Source organism: Treponema primitia, from assembly GCF_046533075.1.
Taxonomy (GTDB): domain Bacteria; phylum Spirochaetota; class Spirochaetia; order Treponematales; family Breznakiellaceae; genus Termitinema; species Termitinema primitia_B.
On record NZ_JAJQRB010000012.1, the window covers coordinates 1 to 11,762 of the forward strand.

10 protein-coding genes and 1 pseudogene are annotated in these 11,762 nt (G+C 42.3%); 10 read left to right on the forward strand and 1 reads right to left on the reverse strand.

Annotated features, from left to right (window positions below):
- A pseudogene (locus tag LQZ19_RS02585) lies at nt 1–959 on the reverse strand (hypothetical protein); the annotation flags it as partial.
- 378 nt (nt 960–1,337) lie between these two features.
- On the opposite strand from LQZ19_RS02585, the gene LQZ19_RS02590 reads away from it, so the two are divergent.
- From LQZ19_RS02590 to LQZ19_RS02635, 10 genes are all read left to right on the forward strand, one after another.
- Nucleotides 1,338–1,616, forward strand: coding sequence for a hypothetical protein (locus tag LQZ19_RS02590; protein WP_411046081.1), 279 nt, complete (start codon nt 1,338–1,340; stop codon nt 1,614–1,616).
- A 408-nt stretch (nt 1,617–2,024) separates the two neighbouring features.
- Nucleotides 2,025–2,951 (forward strand): DMT family transporter, encoded by a 927-nt coding sequence (locus LQZ19_RS02595; protein WP_411046082.1) that lies wholly within the window; start codon nt 2,025–2,027, stop codon nt 2,949–2,951.
- Complete coding sequence (sfsA, locus tag LQZ19_RS02600; RefSeq protein ID WP_411046083.1) at nt 2,944–4,158, forward strand: DNA/RNA nuclease SfsA; 1,215 nt, start codon at nt 2,944–2,946, stop codon at nt 4,156–4,158. The genes LQZ19_RS02595 and sfsA overlap by 8 nt, the downstream gene beginning before the upstream one ends.
- Nucleotides 4,159–4,264: 106 nt before the next feature.
- A complete protein-coding gene (locus LQZ19_RS02605; RefSeq protein WP_411046084.1) occupies nt 4,265–6,100 on the forward strand; it encodes a methyl-accepting chemotaxis protein in 1,836 nt (611 codons plus the stop codon).
- 46 nt (nt 6,101–6,146) lie between these two features.
- Entirely contained in the window at nt 6,147–6,914 is a 768-nt protein-coding gene (locus tag LQZ19_RS02610; protein WP_411046085.1) for a phosphatase PAP2 family protein, read from the forward strand.
- Nucleotides 6,915–6,938: 24 nt separating this feature from the next.
- Nucleotides 6,939–7,880 (forward strand): DUF1848 domain-containing protein, encoded by a 942-nt coding sequence (locus LQZ19_RS02615; protein ID WP_411046086.1) that lies wholly within the window; start codon nt 6,939–6,941, stop codon nt 7,878–7,880.
- Nucleotides 7,881–8,252: 372 nt separating this feature from the next.
- The gene (locus LQZ19_RS02620) at nt 8,253–9,440 is read left to right on the forward strand and encodes a DUF262 domain-containing protein (RefSeq protein WP_411046087.1); all 1,188 of its coding nucleotides are present in this window, start codon (nt 8,253–8,255) and stop codon (nt 9,438–9,440) included.
- Nucleotides 9,437–10,570, forward strand: a complete 1,134-nt coding sequence (locus LQZ19_RS02625) for an AAA family ATPase (RefSeq protein WP_411046088.1) — start codon at nt 9,437–9,439, stop codon at nt 10,568–10,570. Before LQZ19_RS02620 ends, LQZ19_RS02625 begins: the two co-directional genes overlap by 4 nt.
- Before the next feature lie 2 nt (nt 10,571–10,572).
- Complete coding sequence (locus LQZ19_RS02630) at nt 10,573–11,367, forward strand: hypothetical protein (RefSeq protein WP_411046089.1); 795 nt, start codon at nt 10,573–10,575, stop codon at nt 11,365–11,367.
- Between the two features lie 171 nt (nt 11,368–11,538).
- Nucleotides 11,539–11,762: hypothetical protein (locus tag LQZ19_RS02635; protein ID WP_411046090.1), on the forward strand; the 224-nt coding region annotated here is incomplete at its 3' end.

Consider the following 11,762-nt stretch of genomic DNA (forward strand, 5'->3'; position numbering starts at 1 on the left):
TCCCTAACCTGTAGTTTTTCTTGTTCTGTTAATTCGTTTGTTTTTATATTGATCAGTATCTTTAATCCTTTTTTCAGGCCATGTATTTGGCAGATAGGTTTATTAGTCCCTTTAGAAATTAACCCAATATATAATTTTGTTGGATTTTGTTCGAAGGCAATGCCTTCATCTTCTATTTTTTTTATAAAAGATTTGTATAAATTCAAACTATTGTCCCATTTACCGTTATTAAAGTGTTCGTTTATAGAATATTGTTTTTGGTCAGATTTAGAATCGGTACTATCAAGGTCGCATTGTAAATCGTAATTATCACTATTTATTTGAATATTAAAATGTGGTAGAGACGATATTATATCGGCATCACCAAATGTGTATCCGATAATTTCTTTCATCTTTTCATTTATAAGGTTTATCATTTTTTTCTGAGGTTCCTGAAACAACGCCTCTAAGGTCTTTTTTAGATTTGTCAAAATAAATGTTTGTTTTGCAAATCCTGATAATTCGTCATTCTTTACGGACTCCTTTTTTAGCCTATTTATTATTTCTTCATCCAGGTCATCATTTAATTGAAAATCAAATAATAATTTTTCGGTATTTGGACCATCCAATTTTGCGTAGTAAATATTATACAGGCAGCCGTTTGTAATAATTAAAAATGGAACTTGGGCATTTGCACAATAATTCATTTTTTCATTAATCATTTTTTTATCATCAAGTTGATTGCCGATTGATTTGGCTTCTATTAAAATTCTTGAAATATTGTCTATCTTAAAAGTATAATCGGGCCTCTTTCCTGAAACATCTGTATCCTCAGGAACAACTTCGTCAGGATCAGAAAAGTCCCATCCCAATAATTCAAAAAAAGGCCTAATCAACCAATCCTTAGTTTGGGCCTCATTTATATCCTTGTTTTTTAATTTTTTGACCTTTTCAATTAAATTTTTCAAGTTTGTTTCCATAATGGGACCCCTTTTACTATGGTTTATTCTCTTTTTCATTGTTTGTCAATATTATTATACACATCTTTTTCAAAACAGTGTGTATAATGGCCTGGCTGTTTACAAAGTTTTTAAGCCCCACTGCCAAATTGCCCCTCACCTTTTAAGAAGATGAAACCACAAAGGACTCGAAGGGTATCATTTGCTTCTTCCCCTTTGTGTTCCTTGGTGTCCTTCGTGGTTTAAATTCTTCGTTTGGCGCCAGGCGCCGTTTTCAATATAATTACTAATACATGTATGTATGTAAATATGGCATAGTGGGAAAGATTGGCGGTTATAAGTGGAAATATTTTACAAAAGTAATTGACAAAATTCGTTAAATAGTATAAATACTCTCACATGGACGATAAAGAAGAATATGAAATATCTACACATAAAGAGTCGTTAAACGAATGGCTTGTTGGCACAGCAGCAAATTATTACCATTATTCAAGGAAAATAGGTGTTTCAAACGATGTTACCCATCCGCTTTATGAGGCACAAACGGAAATATATGCATTGAAAAGGGAAATTGAAAATGCAACAACCATGGAGGAATTGGACGCGATACGCGATAAGGCATTTGAATATAATCATAAATTAGCCGACATGAAACACAATGACACATTGGAGAAATAATCAATGGACGTGTACGGCGGTACCACACAGAAATACTAAATGATGACTGTCCCAGTTTCAGCTACAACCAGCAGTCGTTTTACCGAACCGCCTCAGTATACCAGATCCCGTATCTTTCTTTAATCATAGCTTCGTTAAGCGCCCCCAGATCCCGGGGCAATACAACCAAACACAGGCCCATCGTACAGGCGCCGGTGGGGTGGGGAAGCCACAGCGCGGGATATTTGGAATTCCCTGCTGGAGGAGACCTACTGGGCTCCGCAAGCAGACTCTACAAGCATCCCGCGCTGTGGCTTCCCCGCCCCACCGGCGTTTTTCCGATTCGCCCGGCTCACAGGGTTGAATTTAGAATTCCTACGGGGATAATCCCCTCTTTCAAACTCCGCGTTCTTGTATTACCATTTATCCATGAACAAGCGGGCTTTCCGTGCGGATATTCTTCTATTATTGACTTCCTGCATATGGGGTTTTGCCTTTGTAGCCCAGCGTACCGGGATGGAGTATGTCGGACCCTTTACCTTCAATGGCATACGGTTTCTTCTGGGGAGCCTTTCCCTGCTTCCCCTGATTCTTTTTCTTCGGTATAAGTCAGCAGCGAAGGCGGGCGGGGAGGGGCAGCCGGAGTTTTTCCCAAAGCGGCTCATCCTTTCCTCCTTGATGGCGGGGATCTGCCTCTTTATCGCTGCGTCCTTGCAGCAGGTGGGGCTAATCTACACCACCGCGGGACATTCGGGATTCATTACCGGGCTCTATGTGGTACTGGTCCCCATATTCGGTATTTTTCTGGGGCGGAAGACCGGAATACCCACCTGGGTTGGGGCGGTATTCACCCTGATGGGGCTCTATTTTCTCAGCGCCGCCGGAAACCTCGGTTCTATTAATCCCGGGGATATTGTCACCGCCATAAGCGCCCTTTTCTGGACCATCCATGTCCTGCTGATCGATGCAATGGTAAAGAAAATTGATCCCCTTATGCTTTCCTCCGGACAGTTTGCCTGCTGCGGGATACTTTCCTGCATCGTTGCCCTGGTACGGATGGAGCCCCTTTCCGCCGCCGCTCTTATGGGGGGGCTTATCCCCATTCTCTACGGCGGGCTCTGCTCCGTGGGGGTGGCCTATACCCTCCAAACGGTGGCTCAGAAAGACGCTCCCCCGGCCCATGCTTCGATCATCCTCTGCCTTGAGGGGGTCTTTGCCGCCATCGGCGGGGTGCTCATCCTTTCGGAACCCCTAGGCCGCTGGACCCTCCTGGGCTTTATCCTGATGTTCTGCGGTATGCTCGCCACCCAGTGGGATGTAATCTTCCGGGGCTTCGCCGGTAAAGCCCATGGCTGAGGAGCTTTCTCTTTTTACCAACGATACGGAGGCCCTCTTTGTCCGCCGCCCAAACCGTTTCCTTATCATCGCTTCTCCGGTGGGTAAAAAAAAGGAGTTAGCCTGCCACTGTCCCAACCCGGGGCGGCTCATTGAGTTTGTCTTTCCCGGTACCCGGCTCATCCTGGAAAAACGGGACCAGGGGAATTTAAAGGCTAAGACCGGCTGGACTGCGGCGGGTCTTTACTACCGTGATACCGTGGCGCCCCTCTTTTCCTCCAGGGCAAACAAGGCTGCGGAAAAACTCATCCTCAAAGAGATAATTCCCGGCCTTACGGAGATTAGCCCCGAATATACCCTGGGGAATTCTCGTTTTGACTTCCTCTGTACCGACGCTAAAAAGCGGAAACACCTGGTGGAGGTTAAGGCCTGTTCCCTCATCGAATACGGGGTAGCCATGTTCCCCGACGCTCCCAGCGGCCGGGCATTGAAGCACCTGGAGGAGCTGGCGGAACTAACAACCCAGGGCTATCTCTGCCATGTACTCTTTGTTATCACCCACAGCGAGCCCACGGTGTTCATACCAAACCTCCACACGGACCCGGAATTCGCCGCCGCCCTGAGCAGGTTCGGCCATGCGGCGGTTTCGCCCGGGGGAAGGGCCTGTGGTCCCGTGACCATCCACGCTGCCCTGCTCCGCTGTGATTTCTCAGGCCGGGCGATACTGACGGTTCCTGCCCTGCCGGTGGACCTCTCCCATGGGAAACTGGCGGAAAGCAATAGTGGGAACTACCTGATACTGCTGGAATTGCCGGCTAACCAGGATATTGAGGTGGGGGCTCTGGGGACGATACGGTTTAAGGCGGGTTGGTATGTCTACGCCGGGTCCGCCCGGAAAAACCTGTCCCAGCGCATCAACCGGCACCTGCGCCGGCAGAGAAAGCAGAAACACTGGCATCTCGATTACCTCACCCCCTGGGCGGGAAAAATGAAGGCCCTGCCCATCCTCTCTTACCGGAACCTGGAATGCGATCTGGCCCGGGATCTGGAGCAGCTGGGGGGAAAGCCCATACCGGAATTCGGTTCCTCTGATTGCGGCTGCGGGAGCCACTTCTTCTATTTCAAGGCGCCGCCCATGGGGAACCGGGAATTTGTGGATATGCTGCTGCGGTACCGGCATGTGGAGGCGCTTGCGCGGTCAATGAGAAAGAAGAAGGATTTGATATAAATTTTAATCCCCCCTTTTCGACTTTTGCGGCTTTGCGGTTAAAATCCTTCAAATTATGGTACTTTATTCCGAAATTATGGTATGATCTTATATATGAGGTTATACCATGATAAAAAAGCGTACGTCTGTCTTTGATTCGTTAAAATTTCGTTTTGTTTTCTTTTTTACTCTTTTTATCATTATGCTTTGTACCGTAATAACCCTCATTTCCGTACGGCAGATCATCAGCGCCGCTTCGAACATTTTTGGCATCCAGGGTATGCCGCTGGCGAGGAACACCGCAGCCTTCATTAATGGAGATAAATTCGAAGATCTCTCCCGGAGTTTGGACCTGAATGATCCCTATTATGAGGAAACCCGGCTTAGGATGCTTACTCTGAAAGAAAATTCCAGCGCCAAGTTTTTGTATACCATGGCTCCCGTGCAGGGCGCCCAGTACCGGTATATCATCGATGGCAGCAGCGATCCTGATGACGAGGAAAATTTTTCGCCCATGGGGTCCGAGGAGGATGTGTCCGAGTACGATCCCGCCTTTTTACTGACCATGGATACCGGCGCCACCCATGCGTCCCAGCTTGATTTTCAAGAAGGTTGGGGCTGGGTCATCTCCATGTATGCCCCCATTCTGAATTCCCGGAGCCAGGTTGTGGGGATTGTGGGCTGCGATTTTGACGGACAGTCCCTGCACAATATCATAATTACCCAGATCCTGCGGCAGGTGCTGATTTCCGTAGGCTTTGTCTTGTTGGGCATCTTTTTGATGTTCCTCTTCCTGAGGATGATCTTCGGCCCCATTAAGGCTATCGCTAAGCCTATGGAGGAGATAGCCTCCGGCGAGGGGGACCTGACGGTTTCCATCCCGGCGCAAAAATCAGTGGAGATAGGAAAGCTCGCCCGGGACTTTAACCTCTTTGTGGGAAAACTGCGGGAAATCATCGGCGCCATAAGCCGGTCTCTTACGGAGCTTGCCGGTAACGCAGAAAACCTGCGGGGACAGTCCCAGGGAATGATTGATTCCATCGGCGCCGTGTTCAACGGTGTGTCGGAGATACGGGACCAGGCCAGGAATCAGGACACCCATGCCCACGCCACCTATGATGGGGTCAAGAAGATCGAAGAAAAGATCGACAGCCTGGAGACGATGATCTCCAAACAAATGGGGGCGGTGGAGCAGGCTTCGGAGGCGGTGAACCATATGACCGAGGGGATGCAGTCGGTCACCGAAAATATGCGGCAAATCAACAACCGGTATGAACAGCTGGTGCAGAATTCCCAGGCCGGCAGGAATACCCAACGGGAAACGTCGGACAGTATTACCCAGATTGTAAAGCAGATAGAAAATTTGATTGAGGCCAACAGCGCGATTACCAAGATCGCTGCCCGGACCAATCTGCTCTCTATGAACGCCGCTATTGAAGCGGCCCACGCAGGAGGAGCGGGAAAGGGATTCGCGGTGGTAGCCGAGGAGATCCGTAACCTTTCGGAGACCGCCACGGAGCAGTCGGGGATCATAAAATCCTTTATCCAGGAAATTCAGAATACCATTAAGGTTATTGTGTCCGCCTCCGGACGGTCCACGGCATCCTTTGATAATATCTCTGCGGATATAGAAAAACTCAGCGGTATGATAACCCAGGTGAATGCTTCGATGTCTGAACAGAATGGGGGCATCCGGGAGATCCTTGCGGCCACAGGCGATGTGAACAGTACTGCCCAGGCAATTTACGATGCAGCCCAGGCGATGAAGGAAAACAGTGTTCCTGTCTTTGAGGGTATCAATATTCTGGTTGAGAATACCGGGCTCATCCTGGAATATTCGGAAAAGTCAATTGATAAAACCGGGTCCATGCAGGCAATGGCGGAACAGGTTTCCGAAATCGCCGCCAAAAATGACGCTTCCGCCGATGCGGTACAGCAGATCGTGCAGAAGTTTAAGGTGTAAATATCATCAGCTTTTGATTCGTAAGCATTACCGGTTGGAGATTTATATGAAGAAATTTGTCGTTGTGTTATTTATTATCATGCAGATAGGTACGGCCTTTGCCGAGAGTCATTATACCTTCGAATTGAAGAAGGATTTGATCATTGGTTCGGCGGCAGTTGGTGTTTTTGCCGCTCCGTTTTTCATTAATAACCCGACGTCGGTTCCGGATGATTTTGAAAAAGATACTATTAATAATTTTGACCGTCCTTTAATGTATTCATACAATGGGCAGATTGATACTGTCACCTCTATTGGCATCTATGGGCTTCTGGTCCTTCCCGCTTTATCGCTGGCAGGAAATATTAAGGATTTTAACGCCATTGCGGCCTATGGGATTATGTATGCGGAGGCGTTTCTTTTAATCTACGGTACAAAGGATATTTTAAAAAGTGCTATTAATAGGTATCGCCCTTATTGCTATTCCGGTGAGATCCCCGGGGATCAATCTTCCGAATATGAGGACAGCTTTCCATCCGGCCATACTTCTCTGGCTTTTATGGCCGCCGGTTTCTTAAGCTCCACCTTTTTAACCGAGTACCCCGATTCCAAGTGGCGTATCCCCGTGGTGGGTATAAGTTATTCCCTTGCGGCGGGAATAGCCGCAGGGCGCATCCTATCCGGTAATCATTTCCTGACCGATGTTATTGTCGGCGCCGGGATTGGTTCCCTCTATGGGTATCTTATTCCGGCCTTGCACGTAAAAAGAAGCGGCAGTGAGCGTATAACCCTTACCCCGACAATAAACGGTTTTTTGATATCGGTGAAAATATAAGCAGTTCTGTGATGTGGGGTGGAAATGTTTATAAATGTCGGCGGAAGAACTGATATAACAAATTATTACAGCGAATGGCTGATAAATAGAATACGGGAAGGATATGTTTTTTCCCGAAATCCGCTTTTTCAAGATAAGGTATCAAAATATAAATTAGATCCCGGCGTAGTGGATTGTATTATTTTCTGTACCAAAAATCCGAAACCAATAATGGATAAACTTGATGAAATAAAGGCAAGGGGGTTTAAAATGTTTTTCTATGTAACGATAACAAGTTACGGAAAAGACATGGAGCCTGGGGTACCGGATTATAACGAAATGATAGAAGCATTTAAGGAACTTTCCCATGTGGTAGGGAAAAATAATTTGTGCTGGCGGTATGACCCTGTTTTTGTTACGCCTAAATATACAATAGAGCATCACTTGAACTGCTATGATGAAATGGCTGAAAAAATAGCTCCATATACAAATTTTTGTATTTTCAGTTTTGTTGAAATGTATAAAAAATTGTCCGTTACATTCCCGGAGCTTAGATCGGTGTCAGAGGAAGAAAAAATAGTTTTACTAAAGGGAATGGGGAAAATTGCCCAAAGGCATAATTTACGTATTCAAACCTGTGGCGATGATAACGACTATACGGAATATGGTATTAACCGTTCAGGGTGTATCACCGTACCCATCATAGAAAAAGCAATAGGCAAGGAACTAAAAGCAAGGGTGAAGCCGACGAGAAAAGGCTGCGGCTGTATTCCAAGTAACGATATAGGAGCATATAACACCTGCCCAAACGGGTGTAAATATTGTTATGCCACTAAGGACACTAATCTTGCAATAAAAAACTATAAAGCGCACAATCCAAAATCGCCGATTTTAATTGGGGAAATAAAAACAACCGATATAGTTACGGACGCAAGGCAGGTAAGCTTTAAAACGCAACATGACAAAGAAGGGTTACTGTGGGATTGAGGGGAGCGATAATTTCGGTATTAGCTAAAACATCTATAACCCTATCAAGATGACATATTTTGCAATAATGTCATCTTGACAGGCGGATAGGCTTTGAAAAGATAGCTCCCCATAAGGGAATTACCGCGATACCCACTCCGGTAAATGCCAGGGAGACAAAGACCCACCGCCTGGATTATACTAAGGATGAGTAGGGGGAAACGGTCTTTTCCGGTTTCCTGACCTTCTGCGATGGTTCCAGGCTAAAGGGTATACCGCCTAGGGTTTTTGAATATAAGCTGGGGAATAAGGGGGCCATTGAGTCGGTGCTTGACCTGATACGGCGGTTGGCGAGGGTGAGTTTGAGGACGTTGGAGATACAGGGGTAGATGAATGAAGGAAACAATTAATGGAGAACTTGAAACAGCAGTCAATATGGAAAATGTAAGTGATAATGACGAGATAGAAAAAGAAGAAGGGAATGATAATATTAATGCGGAAATTCCCTTCAACCCTAATGAGATATCAATTCAAATTATTCCGCGGACAATTGGACAATTAATAGACATGCTACGATTTGACGAAATACTAATTCCATCGTATCAGAGAATACCCAATTTGTGGAATAATAAAAAGAAAAGCCGGTTTATAGAATCATTAATGTTGAATCTGCCGATTCCGCTTTTTTATTTTGATGAAGCAGAAGACAAGAAATGGAGAGTAATAGACGGATTACAAAGAATAAGTACATTAGAGCATTTCATTCTTGTGGGTGAAAAAGAAGAAACTCTAACCAAAAATAAAAATCCGCTTCGATTGTCTGATTTGGAATTTAAACGGGAATACGAAGGGAAAACATGGGCAGGGCTCCCGCGAAGTATTCAGCGCAGAATTGAGACAAATCAAGTAACGATAAACTTAGTTGGGAAAGGTACGCCTGAAGAAGTAAAATATAATATTTTTAGCAGAATAAATCAGGGTGGGCTTGAACTAAAGCCGCAGGAAATTAGAACCGCATTGTTTCAAGGATATAGAATTGATTTTCTAGAACAATTAATATCATCGGAAACAGATGAGGGGAAAAGTTTTAAATTGGCAACTAATAATTCTGTTTCCTCCTCAAGGCAGGAAGATTTAGATTTTGCAACTCGATTTATAAGTTTTTATATTCGTGGATATAAAGAATATGAGCCTGATATGGATTCATTCCTGACTATCGGGACAAAATCTATACCACAAAATTTATTGGAGCAAAAGAAAATACTTGAAAAATTTCAGGGAGCAATGAATTTGTCTTTCCAAATTTTTTCCGAAGACGCCTTCAGAAAAACAGAGCGGATTGTAATCAAAAGAATAAATAAGCCGTTATTTGAGGTAATAAGTGTTTGTTTTGCCCGATTAAATCAAGATGAACAGAGAAAATTGCTTGATCACAAAGAAGAATTCAAAGATTTATTTAGGAAGTTACAGCGGGACAATGATATATTTTTTAACGCTATCACAACCTCAACAGCAACAAAGGACAATGTTAAAAAGAGGCATGAAATATTCAGAGCTCTTGCGGAGGAATATATAAAATGATCAAAACATTTGCCATTAATAATTTTAAGTCACACAAGGAAACCATATTAAACTTTTCAAACTTGACCGTGTTATGCGGGAAAAACGCATCAGGGAAATCTTCTGTTATACAAGCATTGTTGTTACTGAGAGAAGCTTATTTAAATAAATCTCAGTTTGATTATTTGGATTTAAAAACGGATTCTGTTGCTATTGGTACAGCAAAAGATGCGCTTTATCAGTATAGTCTAAAGGATGAAATCTCATTTAAAATGAAAACAGACATTCAGGATATATCTTTTTCCTTTGAAATAAAAGATTTAACAAAAACGCTCATGAATAAATTAGAGCATATTTTCGATATTGAAAAATTAACCGATGAAGCATTATTTGGAAAAAATTGTCAGTTCATTAGTGCTGCCAGATTAGGTCCTCAATCCTCTTACCCCAAAAATGATGTTGTTGTTGATATTCATAATCAAATATCTGTTATAGAAGGAAAGGCTGAATACTTCGTTCATTTTTTGGATAGAAAACGAAATAATGAAGTATTGCGGGAATTGTGCCTTGAAACTGAAAGGGTTGAAAAAAATACTGATTTGTTTTCTCAGGTTTCAGCATGGGAACGAGAAATAAGTCCGCAGGTTAATATCGTGATCGAAGAGGCAGGAAGTCTTGATTATGAATTAAAATATGAATACAATACACCGCAGGGAAAGACGGATAAATTTAAGTCGTCAAATGTAGGATTTGGCTTAACCTATGTAATGCCGATACTTGTTGCTGTATTATCTTCTCCTCAGGACTCAATTTTATTCATTGAAAATCCGGAGGCTCATTTGCATCCGCAGGGACAGGCTAAATTAACCGAATTAATATGTCTGGCTGCCCAAGCAGGCATTCAAATAATTGTTGAAACACATAGTGATCATATTATAAATGGAATACTTGTTGCCTGTAAGAATTTTGAAATTAATAAAAAGGGAATCAACAAAAATAATGTAAAACTTTTTTATTTAGGAGAAAAGGATAATGAGCAGTCTTCGACTGTTGAAGAAATAGAAGTTCTTGAAGGTGGAAAAATAAGCAATCAACCGGAAGGTTTTTTTGATCAAGCACAGCATGATTTGGAACTGATAATGGGATTTTAGTTATGGCGCTGAATACATTTTTATTATTGCCACAAGAAGAAGATGATATTTGTAAGATAATTACGGATGAAATTTCTTTTAATAATATTATTGGTAATGTATTATGCTTATTAAATTTCATCAGAAAAGATAAAGGCATAAAAATATATTACGATTCAAAAAACATAAAAATATTTCTTGATATGTGTGATGCATTTATTACTGGGCATTATTTAGAAAATGCAAAATATAAACTTGAAAATTTCCTAACGCGTAAAAGTATTGATATCCAAAATAAAATCCTGAGAGATGGTACCTGTAATTATTTACTATATACTTATAATAAATATCCTGTCGTGAACAATAATAATACGCCTGAAATAATCATTGTTGTTGTAGAAAATATAATTAACTATCCTGATCAAAAACATTTATTGATTAATGTGGTAGACCATATTGAATCTTGTCGTGATGTTCTTTTGGTTATCAAAGATGCTAAACATATCGCTGGTTTGCCTAAATTTGTGCGTATACCATTTGTGACTGAAAAAGGAGAATTGGAGTTATGGCTTCATACAAATGACAGGGCAAAATTTTCTTTATTTAATAAAAATTCTTTTTCCAGAAAAAAAGGAGCCGTTGTACAGGGGAAGCCTGTTTTTATGGAAAACAAAACAGGGTATTATTGGTATATGGATAATTTGCATAAAGATGAATATGAAGTATTTAATCAAAATGGCGAACATGTTGGTACTGCCAACCTAAATGGTGATTTTGATCAGACAAAATGTATTAAAGGGCGAAAAATAAATTTATGAATATTTACCGGACTTCAAAAAATGGGCGCCTTTCTTTGAATGTACGCTCAGGTTTTTCAACTTGATATATTCCCGAATAGCTGTACCTTATTAAATTACATCATTTTTTAGCTTCATAACTAACTAAGGTATTAGGCCCTTATTGGTTAGGGAGCTTAATAAGGCGGTAATATGATGATGGTAATAACTTCCAAAATAGTTAACGGTAAGGTAATCACTTCTAGTAAAAGTGATATGATTCCTTATAACCCTATCCCCCAAAATGATTTTATAATCCCTACAGATTTTAAGGTTCCCAAGAGTATAAAGGATTTAACCCCCAAGCAGATTGAATGGAGCTTAGCCTTGGATGAAATGTTGAAAGCTAGAAACCTTGTAGTTAGGGCGGGAATCAA